At 75.0% G+C, this 17,280-nt stretch carries 19 protein-coding genes and 1 tRNA gene; 11 read left to right on the top strand and 9 right to left on the bottom strand.

Features of this window, described 5'->3' with window-relative positions; translation table 11 throughout:
- Positions 1-75: 75 nt before the first annotated feature.
- Together EDF18_RS13990 and EDF18_RS13985 are read right to left on the bottom strand one after the other, a co-directional pair.
- Entirely contained in the window at positions 76-915 is an 840-nt protein-coding gene (locus EDF18_RS13990; protein ID WP_123548446.1) for a GDSL-type esterase/lipase family protein, read from the bottom strand.
- 264 nt (positions 916-1,179) lie between these two features.
- Positions 1,180-1,935, bottom strand: coding sequence for a hypothetical protein (locus EDF18_RS13985; RefSeq protein ID WP_123548445.1), 756 nt, complete (start codon positions 1,933-1,935; stop codon positions 1,180-1,182).
- Between the two features lie 163 nt (positions 1,936-2,098).
- Here EDF18_RS13985 and EDF18_RS13980 point away from each other — a divergent pair, with 163 nt between their 5' ends.
- Both EDF18_RS13980 and EDF18_RS13975 read left to right on the top strand, forming a co-directional pair.
- Entirely contained in the window at positions 2,099-2,767 is a 669-nt protein-coding gene (locus EDF18_RS13980; protein ID WP_123548444.1) for a response regulator transcription factor, read from the top strand.
- 64 nt (positions 2,768-2,831) lie between these two features.
- Positions 2,832-4,517, top strand: a complete 1,686-nt coding sequence (locus EDF18_RS13975; RefSeq protein ID WP_123548443.1) for a HAMP domain-containing sensor histidine kinase — start codon at positions 2,832-2,834, stop codon at positions 4,515-4,517.
- A gap of 119 nt (positions 4,518-4,636) precedes the next feature.
- Here the strand turns inward: EDF18_RS13975 and EDF18_RS16760 are convergent, their stop codons facing one another.
- Entirely contained in the window at positions 4,637-5,398 is a 762-nt protein-coding gene (locus tag EDF18_RS16760) for a DUF805 domain-containing protein (RefSeq protein WP_123548442.1), read from the bottom strand.
- A gap of 172 nt (positions 5,399-5,570) precedes the next feature.
- Positions 5,571-6,041: a GNAT family N-acetyltransferase gene (locus tag EDF18_RS13965; RefSeq protein ID WP_123548441.1), complete on the bottom strand. Its 471-nt coding sequence runs from the start codon at positions 6,039-6,041 to the stop codon at positions 5,571-5,573.
- Positions 6,042-6,118: 77 nt separating this feature from the next.
- On the opposite strand from EDF18_RS13965, the gene EDF18_RS13960 reads away from it, so the two are divergent.
- Complete coding sequence (locus EDF18_RS13960; protein WP_123548440.1) at positions 6,119-6,778, top strand: TetR family transcriptional regulator C-terminal domain-containing protein; 660 nt, start codon at positions 6,119-6,121, stop codon at positions 6,776-6,778.
- A gap of 12 nt (positions 6,779-6,790) precedes the next feature.
- On the opposite strand, the gene EDF18_RS13955 is transcribed toward EDF18_RS13960, so the two are convergent.
- The 3 genes from EDF18_RS13955 to EDF18_RS13945 form a co-directional block, all read right to left on the bottom strand.
- A complete protein-coding gene (locus EDF18_RS13955; RefSeq protein WP_123548439.1) occupies positions 6,791-7,486 on the bottom strand; it encodes a hypothetical protein in 696 nt (231 codons plus the stop codon).
- Positions 7,483-8,232, bottom strand: a complete 750-nt coding sequence (locus tag EDF18_RS13950; RefSeq protein ID WP_123548438.1) for an alpha/beta hydrolase — start codon at positions 8,230-8,232, stop codon at positions 7,483-7,485. The genes EDF18_RS13955 and EDF18_RS13950 overlap by 4 nt, the downstream gene beginning before the upstream one ends.
- Positions 8,233-8,384: 152 nt before the next feature.
- Positions 8,385-8,458: transfer RNA gene (locus tag EDF18_RS13945), tRNA-Gly, on the bottom strand.
- A gap of 243 nt (positions 8,459-8,701) precedes the next feature.
- On the opposite strand from EDF18_RS13945, the gene EDF18_RS13940 reads away from it, so the two are divergent.
- The 8 genes from EDF18_RS13940 to EDF18_RS16390 all read left to right on the top strand — a co-directional run bounded on the left by EDF18_RS13940 (position 8,702) and on the right by EDF18_RS16390 (position 15,899).
- A complete protein-coding gene (locus EDF18_RS13940; protein WP_123548437.1) occupies positions 8,702-8,884 on the top strand; it encodes a hypothetical protein in 183 nt (60 codons plus the stop codon).
- Between the two features lies 1 nt (position 8,885).
- A complete protein-coding gene (locus EDF18_RS13935) occupies positions 8,886-9,149 on the top strand; it encodes a hypothetical protein (RefSeq protein WP_123548436.1) in 264 nt (87 codons plus the stop codon).
- Between the two features lie 76 nt (positions 9,150-9,225).
- Positions 9,226-9,705, top strand: a complete 480-nt coding sequence (locus EDF18_RS13930; RefSeq protein WP_148050100.1) for a hypothetical protein — start codon at positions 9,226-9,228, stop codon at positions 9,703-9,705.
- Positions 9,706-9,976: 271 nt separating this feature from the next.
- On the top strand, positions 9,977-11,356 hold the full coding sequence (locus EDF18_RS13925) for an APC family permease (RefSeq protein ID WP_123548434.1): 1,380 nt from the start codon (positions 9,977-9,979) through the stop codon (positions 11,354-11,356).
- A 97-nt stretch (positions 11,357-11,453) separates the two neighbouring features.
- Complete coding sequence (locus EDF18_RS13920; protein ID WP_123548433.1) at positions 11,454-12,338, top strand: Rieske (2Fe-2S) protein; 885 nt, start codon at positions 11,454-11,456, stop codon at positions 12,336-12,338.
- 124 nt (positions 12,339-12,462) lie between these two features.
- Positions 12,463-12,885 carry a hypothetical protein gene (locus tag EDF18_RS13915; RefSeq protein WP_123548432.1) on the top strand — a complete coding sequence of 141 codons (423 nt, stop codon included), beginning with the start codon at positions 12,463-12,465 and terminating at the stop codon, positions 12,883-12,885.
- A gap of 115 nt (positions 12,886-13,000) precedes the next feature.
- The gene (locus EDF18_RS13910; protein ID WP_369878375.1) at positions 13,001-15,649 is read left to right on the top strand and encodes an ATP-dependent Clp protease ATP-binding subunit; all 2,649 of its coding nucleotides are present in this window, start codon (positions 13,001-13,003) and stop codon (positions 15,647-15,649) included.
- A gap of 97 nt (positions 15,650-15,746) precedes the next feature.
- The gene (locus EDF18_RS16390; protein WP_158614689.1) at positions 15,747-15,899 is read left to right on the top strand and encodes a hypothetical protein; all 153 of its coding nucleotides are present in this window, start codon (positions 15,747-15,749) and stop codon (positions 15,897-15,899) included.
- 76 nt (positions 15,900-15,975) lie between these two features.
- On the opposite strand, the gene EDF18_RS13905 is transcribed toward EDF18_RS16390, so the two are convergent.
- Together EDF18_RS13905 and EDF18_RS13900 are read right to left on the bottom strand one after the other, a co-directional pair.
- On the bottom strand, positions 15,976-16,815 hold the full coding sequence (locus tag EDF18_RS13905; protein WP_123548431.1) for a nitroreductase family protein: 840 nt from the start codon (positions 16,813-16,815) through the stop codon (positions 15,976-15,978).
- A complete protein-coding gene (locus tag EDF18_RS13900) occupies positions 16,815-17,171 on the bottom strand; it encodes a hypothetical protein (protein ID WP_123548430.1) in 357 nt (118 codons plus the stop codon). The genes EDF18_RS13905 and EDF18_RS13900 overlap by 1 nt, the downstream gene beginning before the upstream one ends.
- Positions 17,172-17,280: the final 109 nt, after the last annotated feature.

Here is a 17,280-nt window from a genome sequence, read left to right as displayed (position 1 = left end):
CGCGCGACCCTGCCGAGACTACGTCGCGACGTCGCTCGGCGACCGGTGCGGTCCCGCTCGGGCCGGGGCGCGGCGCTACGCGGCCAGCGTCACAGACGTGTCGGTCACGCCGGTCGCGGCCGCCGCCTCCTGCGCGACCTGCTCGGCCTCGACGACGACGGAGGACCCGGGATCGGGCGCGGGACCGGGGTCGGACAGCTCGAGCCCCGCCGCGACGGCGCTCGCCCAGCCGCGGTGCATCGCGCTGAACGAGAAGGCCCGGCGCAGGGTCGTGCCGCCGAGGTCCCAGGAGGGGAAGCCCACGAACTCGACGCCGGCGAACTGGGCGGCGACCTGGCGCAGGGCGTCGTCGACGCGCCTCAGCTGCGAGCCGATAAGGCGGGCGGCGGCGGGGGAGAGCCCCTGGAACTGCGTCATGGGCGGCAGCCCCGCCAGCAGCACGGGCACCTCCCGGCCCGCGGCCGAGCGGACGCGTGCGACGAGACGACCGGCGGAGGCGACGATGTCCTCGCTCGCGGTGAGCTGGAGCACGTCGGGCACTCCGAGGGCGACGACCACGGCGTCCGCGTCGGCCGCAGCTGCGCCGAGCCGGGGGTGGTGCGCGGCTCGGCGGACGGTCATCAGGGGGTCGGCGATCGTCTTCCAGGAGCAGCCCCGACCGGTCCGGCCGGACCAGGCGCCCCCGAGCTGAGCCGGGAACGCCATGCCGTGCAGGAGGACTCCGTACCCCGACGCGGCCAGGTCGCCGACGACGAGGAGGCGGGCTGCGTCCGGGCCCGGCACGGATGCGACGGCCTCGTCCCGGGGGAACGGCGCCCGGCGGATCTTGACGCCGAGCACGCCGAGGTGCAGGGCGAGGTAGGGGCGGGCGAACGCGAGCAGGGTCGCTGCTGTGCGGTCTCGGAGGGTGGTCATGGGCCGTCCTGGCGGTGGTGCCGGGATCCGTCCCGGTCGGGTGGCGCGGTGGCGCTCGCCGACGGTACATGCAGCCGCATCTAGGGCGCCAGCGCCGACCGCTGCCGTTGCGCCTTGCGGACAGACCGAGCGGTCTGCCTCGGCGCGACTGCTCAGCACGGCTCCGACCCGGCCGGCCCGGCCGACCGGGCACCCCGGAGTGGACGACGGGCCCCGACATGACGGGGTGCGTCGTCCACTTCGAGGTGCACGAGGAGGAGCGGGTCAGCTGCCGGTGGCGGACTCGCCGGCGGGGGCAGACGGAGCGTCCGTCGGCGGGGCGGGCGCGTCGGTCGGCGGCGTGGGGCGGTCGCCGCTGCCCGAGCCCTCCTCGCCGGGGGTCGGAGCGTCGGCCGGCGGGGAGGGCGGCGTCGGGCGCTCGGCCCCGTCGGCACCCTTCGCGCCCGGCCCGGGTGCGTCACCCGGCGCGGGTGCGGCCGGGCCGCCCTCGACAGCGGCGCCCGGCGCGCAGCCGGGGCCGCCCGCGAGCGGGTCGGCCGGTGCGTCGCCGTCGGCCTCGTCGCCCTTCGCACCCGGCGCGGCGGGCGTCGGCGACCCCGAGGCGTCCGAGCCGGGGGCCGCGGGGCCGGTCTCGTCCGCGGAGTCCGTGCCGCCTCCTGCGTCCGAGCTCGCGCTGGGGCTCGGCGACGCGCTCGACGTCGCCGCCGTCAGCGTGCTCGCGCCGCCGCCCGACGACGCCACCGCCGCCGTGCCGCCGACGAGCGCGAGCCCGACCGCGGCGACGCCGAGGCCGATCCCGAGCCGCTTCGTCACCCGTCGGCGCGGAGCGGCGGGCACGCCCTGCTCCGACGCGACGCGGGGCGAGAGGGGCAGCTCGCGGGTCGTGTCGTCGGCGGTCGAGTCCTGCCGCGGGGCGCCGAAGGCGTCGCGCTGGTCGCGGTGACGATCGCCGTCGCCGGCGCCGCTGCCGTCGCGGCCCAGGTCGCCGTCGCGGTCGAAGGGGTTCTGCTGGTCGTTCATGTCGTCTCCTGACGAAGGGGGTGATGGTGACGCGGACCGGTCGTCCGCCGCTGTGACCAACCTCGGGAGCGCACCTGAAGCCGCGCTTAAGCCGCCGGGGCGTCCAGCGCTTCCATAGGCGACGGGCGGCGGCGGCGCATCTCGGCCCCGTACCGTCCAGCCGGTGATCTCCACCGCCCGCGTCCTCGTGATCGACGACGACCCTGCCCTGCTCTCGTCCGTCGTCGCCGCCCTCGGCGCGGAGGGCTTCGCCGTGAAGGGGCTGCCCGACGGCTCCGAGCTGGCGGAGGCGCTGCGCGCGTTCGTGCCCGACCTCGTCGTCCTCGACTGGATGCTGCCGGGGGCGAGCGGCATCCGCCTCGCGGCGACGGTCCGCAAGAGCAGCGACGCGGCCATCGTCATGCTGACCGCGCGCGACGAGCTGGACGACCGCCTCCGCGGCTTCGCCGAGGGCGTCGACGACTACGTGGTCAAGCCGTTCTCGGTCGCCGAGCTGCTCGCCCGGATCGGCGCCGTGCTGCGCCGCCGCGGCCGCATCCCCGCGGTCATCGAGGTGGCCGACCTGGTCGTCGATCCGGAGGCGGCGGTCACCACCCGCTCCGGGGTCGCGCTCGACCTCACCGCGACCGAGCAGCGCCTGCTGACGTTCCTCGCCGAGAGCCGGGGCCGCACCGTCTCGAAGACGCAGATCCTCACGCAGGTGTGGGGCTACGACGACTACGACCCGAACCTCGTCGAGGTGCACCTCAGCTCGCTGCGCAAGAAGATGGAGCGGCAGGGGCCGCGGCTCATCCACACCGTACGCGGCCTCGGCTACCGGATGAGCGCGTGATGCGGGTGCCCGCCGGGGCCGCCGCAGCTGCTGTCCCGTCGTGTTCCGAGCATCGCGTCGCGCCGTGACAGGACGGGACGCTCGTAACAGGACGGGACACGACTCCGCGCGACGAGGCTCAGCGCGTCACGAGACCGCGCGGCCCGACGGGCCGCGGCTCCGCACCGGGTCGCTGCGCGCGCGCACCGTCGTCGCCGTGCTCGTGCTGCTCGCCCTGCTGCTCGCCGGGCTGGCCGTCGCGGTCGAGGCGACGCTGGGCCAGCGGCTCCGCGCCCAGGTCGAGGACCGCCTCCGCGACCGCGCCTCGGCCGCCGCCGCGCTCGTCGGCACCGTCGACGGCGACGACCTCGCCGACCGGCTGTCGGCGCAGGGCCTGTCCGTCGTGATCCGGGACGCCGACGGCGGCGCGATCGTCGCCGGGCCCTCCCCCGACGAGCTGCGCGAGGGCCCGCCCGCGCTCGGGGACGGGGACGGCCTGCCGGCCGGACCGGGCAGGGACGCAGGAGGCGCGGGCACCGGCACGCCGACCGGCGACGCCACCGCAGGCCCCGCGGCCCCGGGAGAGGAGGCGACGGGCGCCTCCTCGGATGCGGGTGCAGCCGACGACACCGCGGCCGACGCCGTCACGGTGACCGCCTCGGACGTCACGGCCGACGACGAGGTGACGACGCTCGTCAGCGAGCTGAGCGACGGGTCGACGATCACGTTGACGGCCGACTCGAGCTCGGTCGGCCAGACGCTGACGCAGCTGCGCTGGGTGATGCTCGGGGCGTCGGGCGTGTTCCTGGTCGTGGCCGCCGCGGGGCTCGTGCTCGTGGTGCGCGCGACCCTGCGTCCGCTCGACCGGATGACCGCCGTGGCGCGCTCCATCGCCCACGGCGACCGGGGTCGGCGGCTGCGTCCCGCGAAGGAGTCCACCGAGATCGGCCGCGTCGCCACGGCGTTCGACGAGATGCTCGACGGGGTCGAGGGCGCCGAGCGGACCGCGCTCGAGGCCGAGCGGACGGCACTGGCCGCGGAGCGCACCGCGCTGGAGGCCGAGCAGAGGGTGCGCGCGTTCGTGTCCGACGCGGCGCACGAGCTGCGCACGCCCGTCGCCGGGATGCGCGCCGCCGCCGACACGCTGGTCCGCTCGTCGGCCGACGTCGGGCCCGACGAGCGCGAGCGGCTGGCCGTGCACGTCGTCCGGGAGGCCGCCAGGGCGTCGAGGCTGATCGACGACATGCTGCTCATGGCCCGCGTCGACCGCGGACTCGAGCTCGACGTCGCCCCCGTGGACGTGGAGGCGCTGGTCACCTCGGTCGTGGAGGGCCAGCGGCTGCGCCGGCCAGGTCTGGAGCTGCGGGTCGAGGTGCGGGGGGCTGGCGCCGGTGCCGGTCCTGGCGCTCTGGTCGTCCTGGGCGATGCCGGTCGGCTGGCGCAGGTGCTCGGCAACCTCGTCGACAACGCTGCGCGGGCGACGCACGGGACGGGCACGGTCGTGCTGACGGTCGAGTGCTCGTCGTCGGAGGCGGCCGCCGTGCTCATCGCCGACGACGGCCCCGGCGTGCCGGAGGCCGACCGCGAGCGCGTCTTCGACCGGCTGGTCCGGCTCGACGCGGCCCGGCGGACGGGCGACGGAGGCGCCGGCCTCGGCCTGCCCATCGCCCGCGGCATCGCACGGGCGCACGGCGGCGACCTCGTCTGCGAGCCCGGAGGCGCGGCCGCGAGCGGCGCCGTCTTCCGGCTGACGCTCCCCCTGCCTCGCTGACGCCCGCCCGCCCGCGCACACGTCACACCCCCGAACGAGCAGCACACCCCCGAATTCAGGGGTGTGCTGCTCGTCCGGGGGCGCGAGACGGCAGACGCGTCGGGCCGGGCCGGCGAGCGCTAGGGCCGGGGGCGGTCGAAGCGCGCGCCGCCCGGCTTCGGGCCGAGGATCGCGAGGACGGTGAGCGCGATGCCGCCGAGGTACGGGAACAGGTTGATCAGCAGCAGCCACCCGCTCAGGTCGACGTCGTGCAGCCGTCGGACCCCGATCGAGAGGTACGGGACGATCGTCCCGAAGAACAGGACCGTGAAGACCAAGGCGAAGGGGTAGAAGCCCGGCCCCGGGTCGGACGAGCCGTCGGCGTGGACCTCCATGCCGGGCAGCGCCGCCAGCAGCGAGAGCAGGCCGAGGCCGAACCAGACGACGACCGTGGCGAGCGCCACCCACCAGTACTCGCTCCGGCTCGCGCGGCCGCTGAAGTCGGCGTACTTGCGGAAGAACCGCTTGACCGAGTCGATGGGCCCGGCGCCGTACAGCGGCGCCCAGAGCGGCACGGAGCCGTCGGCGAGGCGCGGGGACACCCCAGGAGGCGCGCCGAACGGCTGCTGCTGGCCGTACGACTGTTGGGCGTGCGGCTGCTGGCCGTACGACTGTTGTGCGTACGGCTGCTGGGCGTAGGGCTGCGCGCCGTAGGGCCCTTGCGGCTGCCCGTAGGGCGGCTGACCCGACTGCGCCTGCCCGTAGGGCGGCTGACCAGACGGCTGCTGCCCGTAGGGCTGCTGACCAGATGGCTGCTGGCCGTACGGAGGCTGCGCCTGCCCGTAGGGCTGCGGCTGCTGCCCCTCGGCCCGGCCCTGCTCGTCGTCTCGTGCGTCGCTCATGTCGTCCCCCTCGATCCGTCGCCCCTCGCGACCTGCCCAGGCTAGCGGCAGCCGACCACCGCGAGAGCGACCCCGAGCCCTGGCGAGGGCGGGTGTCCCGGGCCGAGGGCGGGTCGTGCGCGACCCGCCCTCGAGCCAGGAGACCCGCCCTCGGCGACGCGCGCCGCGCCTCCTACAGCTCGCGGGCGAAGCAGACCGACTCGGCGCTGCCGACGTAGGCCCCGAACAGCGCGACCTCGTCGTACCCCTCGCGGGCGTAGAAGCGGATCGCGTCGGGCTGTCTGGTGCCCGTCTCGAGGACGACGCGGCGAGCGCCGAGGCCGCGCGCCTCCTCCTCGAGGGCCCTGAGCACCGCGACGGCCGCCCCCGACCCGCGGGCGGAGGGGTCGACGAACATGCGCTTCACCTCGACCGAGCCGGGCCCGGCGACGTCGTCGGGCAGCGGGCGGAGCCCTCCGCACGCGACCGCGGCACCGGAGGCGGTGCGTGCGACGACGAAGACGGGCACGTCCGAGGCGCTGGGCGGCGTGCCCGGCTCGTGGTCGTCGCTCCCGTAGCGCTCGTCGAGCTCGCGGCGCTGGGCCCGGCGCAGCTCGACGGCCTCGGGGTGGTCGTAGGGGACGACCTCGATCTGCCAGGTCATGTGCGGCTCCTCTCGCGGACGCCTTCTCGTCCGGCATCCGTAGCAAGCGTTACGGTAACAGATGCTACGGTCTGGGGGTGCCCCGCCTCCGCGACGACGACGCCCGACGCCTCCAGCTCTCCGAGGCGGTCTTCGCGACGCTCGCCGAGCTCGGACCGGGCGGCCTCACCCTGCGCGCTGTCGCCGAGCGGGCCGGCTGCACGACCGGGCTGGTGCTGCACACCTTCCGCGACAAGCAGGCGCTGCTGCTGCACGCGCGCGACGTGCTCCACGAGCGGTCGCGGCTCCGTGCCGAGCGCCTCGAGGCCGAGGCCGACGCCGACGCCGACACCGTGGCCGACCCCGACCCCGCCGCCGCCGTGCGCGCCGTGGCGAGTGCCTCCCTGCCGACCGACGCCGAGGGGCTCGCCGAGGCCCGCGTGTGGGTGGGCTTCGTCGCCGCGGCGCTGAGCGACCCCGTGCTCGCGGAACGCCACTCCGCCGCGAACCGGTCATTCGTCGCCCGGCTCTCGCGCCTCCTCGAGGCCGCCCGGGGCCCGGACGGCACCGATGTCGACGGCGACGCCGGCACCCGCGACCCCGACGGAGCCGCGGACGCAGCCACGCGGGCGTCGGCGCTGGTGGCCGCGATCGAGGGCATCGCCACCCTCACGGCCGGGGACCCGGCCGCCTGGCCGGCGGAGCGACAGCACGCGGCCCTCGCCGTCACACTGACGGCCGTGCTCACCCCCGCCTGAGCCCGGCCGCGCTCACCGGCGCACGACGTCCGTGCTCGACCGCCACGCCTCGAGGCCGCGCCCCACCCGCGAGCGCACCCGTCCGCCTCGCCCGTGCAGCACCAGGGCCACGCCGAGTAGCAGCGACAGCACCGGGGGCAGCAGGTACAGGCGGGTGACGATCACGAGCAGGCCCAGCGTCGACGACGGGACGAACGGGAGCAGCGTGAAGAACACCGCGGCGGCCACCACGGCGACGAGGGCGCGTCGCGGCCACGGCTCGAGGAGGCGCCGGCGGACCACGACGACGACGGCCGCGACCGCGAGCCCGACCGCCACGAGCCGCACCACGCTGAGCGCCGTGCCGAGCGTCAGGGCCCCTACGGACGCCGACGTCGCCAGGTCGCGCAGGAGGGACGACAGCGCCTGGTCGACCACGTCGGGCACGAACAGCAGGACTACGCCCGTCGACGCGAGGGCCGAGACCCGCCCGAGCCCGGTCTCGCCGCGGACGCCGACGACCAGCAGCACCGCGCCCGCGAGCGCGAGCAGCGGCCCCGCGGTGCTCAGCAGCGAGGGGACGGCGACCAGGTCGACGAAGGCGAGCACCGCCGCCAGCCCCACGAGCACGCCTGCCACCAGGGTCGTGCGGGTCGAGCCCGTCATGGCGCTGGACGCGCTCGGCACGCCAGGCACGTCCGGCACGCCCGAGGTGCGCTGGGCGCTCACGCGAACGCCCGCAGCTGCTCGACGACGAGGTCCGGCCGAGTCACGAAGGGGTGGTGCCCGGTGGGCAGCTCGACCGACCGGGTCGCCCGGGCGGCGTGCTCGCGCTGGAGCCCGACCGAGGTGCTGCGGTCGTCCGCGCAGACGAGGTAGGTGGAGTCGACGCCCTTCCAGCCGGCCCGGGTGGTGGGCGTCGTGAAGGAGGCGGCGTCCTGCGGCACGACCCGGCTGAAGGCCTCGCGCTGCTGCTCGGGCGTGCCGTCCTGCAGGAACCGGGCGCCGAACCACGGGGCGTCGAGTTCGCCGACCAGCCCGAGCCGCCCCGCGCCGGCGTCGCCGAGGGGCACCGGGTCCGTCTCGCCGCCCATCACGGCGCCCTGCGACAGCCCGACGTCGGGCAGGTACGACGAGACCAGCAGGAGGTGCGCCACGGCCGGGTGAGCACCGGCCTCGGCCACGACGGTGCCGCCGTACGAGTGCGCGACGACGATCACCTCGCCAGGCCCGCTCGCCTCGTCGAGGGCGCGGCGCAGGGCGGCGGCGTCGGCGACGAGGCCGGTGGTCGTGCCGTCGGCAGCGTCGGAGCCGGCCCGCACGTCGCCGCGGCCGTCGGCCGGGCGCTCCCCGCACGAGGGCAGGGCGAGGGAGCGGCTCCGGATGCCGGTCTCCGCCTCCGCCAGCTCGGCGGTCGGCCGCCACCACCACCGGCCGTCGCGTACCAGGGCGCCGTGCACGAAGAGGATGTCCATGGTGGTCCTTCCGGGGAGGCGGAGCAGCTGCGGCCGCGTCGTCCGGGGACGACGACGGCCTGGCTCGAACCTACGGGAGACCGGCGAGGCCGCGGTAGTGCCCCAGCACACCGGACACGGTGCGGCCGAGCAGCGAGGCGACGAGGCGGAAGTGGAGCGAGTGACGGGAATCGAACCCGCGCTACCAGCTTGGGAAGCTGGAGTTCTACCATTGAACTACACTCGCGCAGCCGTCAGGAGGCGGCGGGCCCGCTCAGGAGCGGGGTGTCCCCACTATAGCGAACCGCGCCTCCTCGTCTCGTGCAGCGCCTCCGCCGCGGGGCTCGTGCAGGATCGGGCCGTGTCCCCCGATGAGCAGACGGGGTACGCGGTTGTCAAGGGCCTGACGCCGGGCGTGCCCCCTGCCTAACGTGGACCGTCCCACTGCTGGCGATCAGGGCGCCGGCAGGCGACACCCCGAGGACGCACCATGGACAACTCCGCCGGCACGACGAGCTCCGACCTGTCCGACCGCACCCGTCTCCGACCCGTCGGCCGCCGCTCGCGGCCCCGGTCGTGGCGCCTCCCCTCCGCGCACGAGCAGGTCGCGGCCCGCCGGAGCCCGTGCCTCGACGACCTCGTCGGCGGCAGCCGGGTCCCGGAGGGGTCCTGACGTGGACGCACACCCCGCCTCCACGACGCAGCAGCTCGATCGCGTCCCCCTCACCGACGTCAGCGAGGTGCACCTGCACATGATCGACGACGGCCAGTGGCGCGTGCTCGACCGTCGCCTGCCCGACGACGACATCGCGGCGCTGCTCGGCTTCGTCGAGCGCGTGGGCCCCGGCTACCAGGCGACCCTGATCGGGCACCCGCTCGAGAAGCACGCGTGCGACGACCTGCTCGCCGTCTGCGCGTGCTTCGTCGCGGGCCCGTGAGCTGCCCTGCGCCCGACCAGGGCACGACCTCCTGTGAATGCGGACGCCGCGCCGCCCGTCGCCGTACGGTCGCCCCATGATCACGAAGAAGACGCTGTTCCCCCTCGCCGCCCTCCTGCTGCTGCCGCTGACGGGCTGCACCGGCGGCGCCCAGGTCGTCGACCCGGCCGGTGACGTGCCCGGCAGCGAGAAGACGGCGACCAGCCCCGCCCAGTCGAACCAGGTCGACTGCACCCGCGTGCTCGACAGCGCGCTGAACGCGCTCGGCGACGAGGTCGACGACGACGTGCTGCTCGCCTACGCCCGTGAGGACGACGGCACCTGGTACGTCGCCGCCCCCGTCGGCGAGAACAACGTGCTCAGCGAGACGGTCGGCCTCTGGACCACGACCGGGGACGTCGAGTCCGACGAGTTCGACGGCACCTTCGAGTCGGTGAACGAGGACGCGCAGTCGTCGTCGACCTGGCCCCTCTCGTCCGATGCGTCGGCCGAGCAGTCCGACGCCGGCCAGCAGGCGCTCAGCTGCATCGCGGACGCGGGCGAGACCGCGCGCTAGCAGGCGGCCACCCGACCTGCCGCACCTCTTACCGTGCACTGCACCCCGATCTCAGGGGTGCGCTGCACCGTAGGGGGTGTGGTGTGCGAGGGGCGAGCGCAGGAGGCGCGGGCCGGCCCTCGCAGGCCGGCCCGCGCCTCCTGGGTTGCACGTCGCGCACCCGCGGCGCAAGCCCCTCGCGCAGAACGGCCCTCGCGCTCCGAGCAGGACGACGATCGACGGCGCACCGCCGTGACCGAGCGGGTGCACCGCTGACAGCCGGAGGACATCGATGTCGAGACCTGCCCCCACCGATGCCGCACCCGCCGCTCCCGACGGAGAACCGGGGACGGGCACCGCGCTGAAGCGTGCCATCACCGGCCCGCTGCTCTACCTCTTCATCCTCGGCGACGTGCTCGGGGCGGGCATCTACGCGCTGATGGGCACGCTGTCCGCGGAGGTGGGGGGTGCGCTCTGGGCTCCCCTGCTGCTGGCGCTGCTGCTCGCGCTGCTGACCGCCGGCTCGTACGCCGAGTTGGTGACGAAGTACCCCAAGGCCGGCGGAGCCGCCATCTTCGCCGAGCGGGCGTACAAGGCGCCGCTCGTGTCGTTCCTCGTCGGCTTCAGCATGCTGGCCGCGGGCGTCACCAGCGCGGCCGGCCTCTCGCTCGCCTTCGCGGGCGACTACCTCGGCACCTTCGTCGACCTGCCGGCGGTGCCCACGGCGATCGCGTTCCTCGCGCTCGTCGCCTGCCTCAACGCCCGGGGCATCAGCGAGTCGCTCAAGGGCAACGTCGTCATGACCGTGATCGAAGTGAGCGGCCTCGTCGTCGTGATCGCCGTGGTGGCGATCATGCTCGGCGGCGGCCGCGGCGACGTCGGCCGCGTCGGCGAGTTCCCCGTCGACGCGAACCCGGCGATCGCGACCCTCGGCGCCGCGATCATCGCCTACTACTCGTTCGTCGGGTTCGAGACGAGCGCCAACGTCGCCGAGGAGGTGCGCGACCCCAGCCGCGTCTACCCCCGCGCCCTGTTCGCCTCGCTCGCCACCGCGGGCGTGGTCTACGTGCTCGTCGGGCTCGCCAGCTCGATCGCCCTGCCCGCCGAGGAGCTCAGCGACTCGACCGGCCCCCTGCTCGCCGTCGTCTCGGCGTCCGGCGTCGGCGTGCCCGAGTGGATCTTCAGCCTGATCGCGCTCGTGGCCGTCGCCAACGGCGCGCTGCTCACGATGATCATGGCGAGCCGCGTCACCTACGGCATGGCCGACCAGGGGCTGCTGCCCCGCCCGCTCGCGGCCGTCCTGCCGCGTCGCCGCACCCCGTGGGCCGCCATCCTCGTCACGACCGCCGTGGCGATGGTCCTGACCACGGTCGGCGACATCAGCGTGCTGGCCGAGACGGTCGTGCTGCTGCTGCTCTTCGTCTTCATCAGCACGAACGTCGCCGTGCTCGTGCTGCGCCGCGACCGGGTGGAGCACTCGCACTTCAGGGTCTGGACCGCCGTGCCCGTGCTGGGCACCGCCTCCTGCGTGCTGCTGCTCACCCAGCAGAGCGCCCAGGTGTGGCTCTTCGGGGCGGTCCTGCTCGCCGTCGGCACGGTGCTGTTCTTCGTCGCCCGTGCCGGGTCGCGTCGCGGCTCGCGTGCCGACGCCGACGCCGACGCTGCGGAGTAGACGGAGACCACCGCCGGCCGGCCAGCCGCCTCGACCACCCACCGCCACCGCCGCCACCACCACCCAGGGCACCGGAGCCCCGACCAGAGGAGCAGCCATGCGAGAACTGAAGATCGTCGAGGCGCTGAGCGCCGTCGAGAACGCCGCACAGCTCGACCCCGTCATCGACGCGGTGGCCGGTGTCGTGGACGCCGTCGTCCAGCCCCGCGCCCTCAAGGACCTGCTGCACGGCGTCCCTGCAGGGCACCCCCTGCACCCGGTGCTGGTGCTCGTGCCGACCGGCGCGTGGATCAGCTCGGCGGTGCTCGACTTCATGCCCGGCCAAGAGCGGGCGTCGCGGGCCCTCGTCGGCGTCGGCGTGCTGGCCGTCGCGCCCGCCGCCCTCGCGGGCTTCGTCGACTGGGCCGCGTCGCACGAGCAGCAGAAGCGCACCGGCCTCGTGCACTCGGTCGCGAACCTCGTGGCGACGGGCCTCTACGGCGCCTCGTACCTCCAGCGGGTCCGGGGGAAGCAGGCGAGCGCCAAGCTGCTCGGCCTCGCGGGCCTCGGCGCAGTCGGCCTCGGCGGCTTCATCGGCGGACACCTCGCCTACCGCCAGGCCGTCGGCGCGAACCACGCGGAGGACGTGCCGCACCTCGTCAGCCCCGGCTGGCACGCCGTCACCCGGCTCGACGCCCTGCCCGAGGGCGAGCTCACCGGGCTCGAGCTCGACGGCCAGCCGCTCGTCGCCCTGCGGCGCGGCGACGAGGTCGAGGTGCTCTCGAGCGTCTGCAGCCACCTCTCGGGACCGCTCTCGCAGGGCGAGGTCGTGCTCGACGCGGGCCGCCCCGGCGAGGCCTGCGTGTCGTGCCCGTGGCACGACAGCGTCTTCTCGATGCGCACCGGCCAGGTCGTGCACGGTCCGGCCACGTCCCCGCAGCCCGTCTTCGAGACGCGCGTCGTCGACGGCGCCGTCGAGGTGCGGCTGCCGAACGCCGGCTGACCCGAGGAGGCGCCGCACCCGCTCCTGGGGCACCCGCAGGAGGCGCCGGCTCGGCCCACTAGGGCACCCGCAGGAGGCGCGTCAAGGGTCGGACGCGACCCCCGGCCGCTGATTCGGTGGAGCCATGAGACGACTGCACTACGCGGGCGGCTACATGCTGCTCGGCGACACCACCTGCAAGGCCGTGCTGCGGTACGCACGAGCGCTCGCCCGGTCCGGCACCTCCGACGTCGTGTCCGTCCCGGTCGTGACCGAGGGCGGCAGCCGCGCCTACGCCCACCTGCTGATCGGCCCGGCCAGCCAGATCTTCTCGACCCCCGTCGAGAACGGCACGGAGGAGCGAGAGGACGACGAGGTCATCCGCGAGCTCGAGGAGGCGACCCTGCGGCTCCAGCCCGGCCGCCCCTCCTGGCCGGAGGAGATGGCCGACATCCCCGACCTGGACTTCGACGGCTACGACTTCGACGCCGCCCACGACTCGGGCGCGGACGACGAGGACGAGCCGCAGCTGAGCGCCCACACGCACGGGTCGGAGGGGGCCTCGTAGGCTGCCCGTGCGCAGGTTGAGTCGCTTCCGCTCAACTTCGTACCGAGACGGGAATGCGACGGGGCCTCCTGCGTTGACTTGAGTCGTACGCACTCAAGTTCACCCAGGAGGTCCCGTGCCTGCACAGTTCGGCTCCGGCAGCAGCGACTCGTTCGACGAGTTCCTCGCCCGCCTCATGAACGGCGCCCGGTCGTCACAGCCCGGCCGTCCGGTCGACATCTCGCGGCTGCTCAGCAGCAGCGCCCACGGCGTCGTCACCCGCGCCGGCGAGTTCGCCACCAGCCACGGGCACGCCGAGGTCGACTCGCTGCACGTGCTCAGGGTGCTGCTCGACGAGTCGCCCGCCGCGGACGTGGTCCGCCACTCCGGCGCCGACCGCGACGCGCTGCTGCGCGCCGTCGACAGCCGCCTCCCCGGCCCCTCGTCGGACACCCCGAGCACCGCGTCGCTGACCCCGGCGGCCCAGCGCGTCCTGCTGCAGGCGGCGCAGGCCGCCCGAGCCTTCGGCTCGACCTACGTCGATCCCGAGCACCTCTTCTTCTCGCTCGTCGTCGACCAGCAGTCCGCCGCCGGCCAGCTCCTCGCCGCCGCGGGCGTCACCCCGCAGGCGCTCCAGGCGTTCGTGCGCGACGGGTCGCCGACCGGCGACGCCGCTGGCACGAGCGGCGCGAGCCACGCGGGCGGCACCCAGGCGAGCGCGCAGGCGACAGGCGAGGCAGGCGCGACCGGCGCCTCCTCGACGCCGACCCTCGACCAGTACGGCAGCGACCTCACGGCCCGCGCCCGCCGGGGCGAGATCGACCCCGTCATCGGCCGCGCGGACGAGATCGAGCAGGCCGTCGAGATCCTGCTGCGCCGCACGAAGAACAACCCCGTGCTGATCGGCGAGCCCGGCGTCGGCAAGACCGCGATCGTCGAGGGACTCGCCCAGCGCATCGTCGACGGCGACGTCCCCGAGCTGCTGCAGGGCAAGCGCGTCGTCGCCCTCGACCTGCCCGGCATGCTCAGCGGCACCCGCTACCGCGGCGACTTCGAGGAGCGCCTGACCACGGTCGTCGACGAGATCGCCGCGCACCGCGACGAGCTGATCGTGTTCCTCGACGAGATCCACACGGTCGTCGGGGCAGGAGGCGGCGGGGGCAGCGGCGACGGTGCGATGGGCGCGGGCGACATCCTCAAGCCCCGCCTCGCCCGGGGCGACCTGCACCTCGTGGGGGCGACCACGCTCAAGGAGTACCGCACCATCGAGAAGGACGCCGCCCTCGAGCGCCGCTTCCAGCCCGTGCAGGTGCCCGAGCCGGGCATCGACGACGCGGTCGCGATCCTCACCGGGCTGGCCCCGCGCTACGAAGCGCACCACGGCGTCACCTACAGCCCGGAGTCGCTGCGCGCGGCCGTCGAGCTGTCGGCACGCTACGTCAGCGACCGGTTCCTGCCCGACAAGGCGATCGACCTGATCGACCAGGCCGGCGCCCGTCGCCGGCTCCGTCTCGGCGGTGTCGCTCGCGTCGACGTCGCGGCGCTCCGGGCACAGCTCGCCGAGCTCGAGTCGTCCAAGCGCGCCGCGGTCGCCGCGGAGCGCTACGAGGAGGCCTCGCAGGTCCGCGACGAGCTCGAGGCCGTGCAGGCGCGCCTCGACGCCGCAGTCGGCGACCCCGACGTCGAGACCTCCCCGGAGGGGCCCGGCACCGAGATCACCGAGGCGGACGTCGCCGAGATGGTCTCCCGCGCCACCGGCATCCCCGCGTCGCGGCTCACCGAGGGCGACCGGGCGCGGCTCGCCCTGCTCGAGCAGGAGCTGCACGCGCGGGTCGTGGGCCAGGACGACGCGGTGACCTCGGTCGCCCGCGCCGTCCGCCGAAGCCGCACCGGCCTCGGCGACCCGCACCGCCCGACCGGGTCGTTCCTGTTCCTCGGGCCGACCGGCGTGGGCAAGACGGAGCTCGCCAAGGCGCTGGCGGAGTCCGTGTTCGGCGACGAGCAGGCCATGATCCGCTTCGACATGAGCGAGTTCGGCGAGCGGCACACCGTGAGCCGCCTGGTCGGGAGCCCTCCCGGGTACGTCGGCTACGACGAGGCCGGCCAGCTGACCGAGCGCGTCCGTCGGCACCCGTGGTCGGTGATCCTCTTCGACGAGATCGAGAAGGCGCACCCCGACGTCTTCACCCTGCTGCTGCAGGTGCTCGACGACGGGCGGCTCACCGACGGCCAGGGCCGGACCGTCGACTTCCGCAACACGGTCGTCGTGATGACGTCGAACCTCGGGTCGGAGTTCCTGGCGTCGCGCGGCGGCGCGCTCGGCTTCACGCCGGCCGGGCCGGTCGGGTCGGACGCCGCGGCCGGGAACGGCTTCGGGTCGGAGAAGGCGCTGCGCGACCGCGTCATGGGCAAGCTCCGCGAGGCGATGCGACCGGAGTTCCTCAACCGGATCGACGAGATCGTGCTGTTCCGCAAGCTCGACAGGGAGCAGCTGCGCGAGATCGTCGGGCTGCTGCTCGGCGCGACCGCCGGCCGGCTGGCTGCGCAGGGCGTCGTGCTCGACGTCGACGCGGCGGCGACGGACTGGATCGTCGACCGCGGCCACGAGCCCGAGTTCGGCGCGAGGCCGTTGCGGCGCACGATCCAGCGGGAGGTCGACGACCGCATCGCCGACCTGATGGTGACGGGCGCGGTCGCCGCAGGCGGACGCGTCGTGGTCCGCGTCGGCGACGACGGCGAGCTCGTCGCCCGGACGGACGAGCCGGCGGCGGCCGCAGCGCTCTAGGCGCTCGCGACTCGAGGAGGCGCGGTGTCGGCACGGCCGGCACCGCGCCTCCTGCGGAACAGGTCACGGATCGCGGGGCGGGCGTATCGTCGCCCCCATGAGCGACCACGACGACACCACACCGGACACCGCCCCCGACGGATCGACGAACGTCACCGACGAGCAGGCCGAGCACACCGAGCAGCTCGCCGACGGCTCGAAGGACGGCCTCGTCGACGACGACAAGGACTCGGACGCCGACAAGGCCTGAGCCCGCTCCCCGCGAGCCCCACGAGAGGCCCCGGTCCGACGTCCCGCAGCTGCGGGCGACGGGTCGGGGCCTCTCGTCACGCGCCGGCCGTCCCGGCGCCGCCCGACGCGTCCCGCGCGCCCGGCGGCTCGTCCCACCCCGTCTGCGGCGTCGTCGCGTCCTCGCGGAACACGTACTGCGAGATGCGCTTCCGCTCGTCGCTGACCCAGTCGATCGCCGGCCGCACGCGTTCCCGGGGGACGTGGCCGATCCGGTACACGGCCATCAGCTCGAGGTCGTCGGGCACCCGCAGCAGCTCGGAGACCTGCGCCCAGCGAGCGGGCGACTCCATCGGGAACGAGATGAACTGGATGCCGAGCCCGAGCGGCACGGTCGCCAGCCAGATGTTCTCGACCGCGGCCGCCATGCTGAACGTCGAGTAGAACGACGTCAGCGAGTCGGGCCGGTACGACGACCGGTCGAGCATCACGCCGAGCAGCAGCGGCGACCCGGCGACCAGGGCCCGGTTCTCCGCACCGAGCGTCTGCGGGACCCGCAGTGCGTTCATCAGCAGCTGGCCCCTCCTCGTGAAGACCTGCCCCGTGAACGGTCGCAGGGGCGCCGGCAGCTTGTCGAACAGCATCCCGTCCCGGTGCCGCGCCATCTCGGCCGCGCTGAAGCGGAAGAACGGCTTGTAGCGCTCGAAGAACGAGCCCGACGACATCGACTCGGTCATGCTCTCGCCGCTGATCCTGGCGATCTCGTCGATGGTCTCGCGCGCCTCGACCAGCACGAAGCGCCACGGTTGACTGTTCAGCTGGCTGGGCGCGCGGCCGGCGAGCTCCATCAGGAGGCGCTGGTCGGCGGCGCTCACGGGCTCGTCCGTGAAGTGGCCGTTGGTGGTGCGGCGGCGGCGGACGACCTCCGTGAAGTCCATCAGCGCACCCCACGGCTGAGCAGCCACGCGGCGACGTAGGCGGGCGCCGCGGCGAGCGCCGTCCGGGCGTGCGGCCCCGTGCGCGCCGAGATGCGCGTCAGCCGGGCGAACGGCGCCGCGACCGACAGCAGCGCCAGGGCGGCGGCGCGCTGCCGGGCAGCCGTCAGGGCGACGACCGCCGCGGACGAGGAGGCGGCGGTCAGCACGAACAGGACGTGGTGCACCCAGCGGGCCCGGTCGGTGCGCAGCACCCCGCGCCGCACGCCGAGGCCCACGCCGCAGGTCAGGAGGTAGGCGGACGCGGCGACGGCCAGGGCGGGCACGCCGGAGGGCGTCGGCGGTGAGGCGACGGACATGGCTGCCATCGAAGCAGCGGCGCCGGGGGCGTCCCCGTGCGGTCGGGGGACATCCCGGACCGGCAGGCATGAGACCGGGCGCACCGGGTAGGGGACGGCAGCACCGTCC

Source organism: Frigoribacterium sp. PhB107, from assembly GCF_003751515.1.
Taxonomy (GTDB): Bacteria; Actinomycetota; Actinomycetes; order Actinomycetales; family Microbacteriaceae; genus Frigoribacterium.
The sequence above is the reverse complement of the archived record's forward strand: the minus strand, read 5'-3'. Positions and strand labels throughout refer to the sequence as shown.

Excerpts from the sequence above, each read along its gene's own strand:
- EDF18_RS13990 (WP_123548446.1), bottom strand. The coding sequence starts at position 915 with ATGACCACCCTCCGAGACCGCACAGCAGCGACCCTGCTCGCGTTCGCC.
- EDF18_RS13985 (WP_123548445.1), bottom strand. The coding sequence starts at position 1,935 with ATGAACGACCAGCAGAACCCCTTCGACCGCGACGGCGACCTGGGCCGC.
- EDF18_RS16760 (WP_123548442.1), bottom strand. The coding sequence starts at position 5,398 with ATGAGCGACGCACGAGACGACGAGCAGGGCCGGGCCGAGGGGCAGCAG.
- EDF18_RS13965 (WP_123548441.1), bottom strand. The coding sequence starts at position 6,041 with ATGACCTGGCAGATCGAGGTCGTCCCCTACGACCACCCCGAGGCCGTC.
- EDF18_RS13950 (WP_123548438.1), bottom strand. The coding sequence starts at position 8,232 with ATGGACATCCTCTTCGTGCACGGCGCCCTGGTACGCGACGGCCGGTGG.
- EDF18_RS13940 (WP_123548437.1), top strand. The coding sequence starts at position 8,702 with ATGGACAACTCCGCCGGCACGACGAGCTCCGACCTGTCCGACCGCACC.
- EDF18_RS13930 (WP_148050100.1), top strand. The coding sequence starts at position 9,226 with ATGATCACGAAGAAGACGCTGTTCCCCCTCGCCGCCCTCCTGCTGCTG.
- EDF18_RS13925 (WP_123548434.1), top strand. The coding sequence starts at position 9,977 with ATGTCGAGACCTGCCCCCACCGATGCCGCACCCGCCGCTCCCGACGGA.
- EDF18_RS13920 (WP_123548433.1), top strand. The coding sequence starts at position 11,454 with ATGCGAGAACTGAAGATCGTCGAGGCGCTGAGCGCCGTCGAGAACGCC.
- EDF18_RS13915 (WP_123548432.1), top strand. The coding sequence starts at position 12,463 with ATGAGACGACTGCACTACGCGGGCGGCTACATGCTGCTCGGCGACACC.
- EDF18_RS16390 (WP_158614689.1), top strand. The coding sequence starts at position 15,747 with ATGAGCGACCACGACGACACCACACCGGACACCGCCCCCGACGGATCG.
- EDF18_RS13905 (WP_123548431.1), bottom strand. The coding sequence starts at position 16,815 with ATGGACTTCACGGAGGTCGTCCGCCGCCGCCGCACCACCAACGGCCAC.
- EDF18_RS13900 (WP_123548430.1), bottom strand. The coding sequence starts at position 17,171 with ATGTCCGTCGCCTCACCGCCGACGCCCTCCGGCGTGCCCGCCCTGGCC.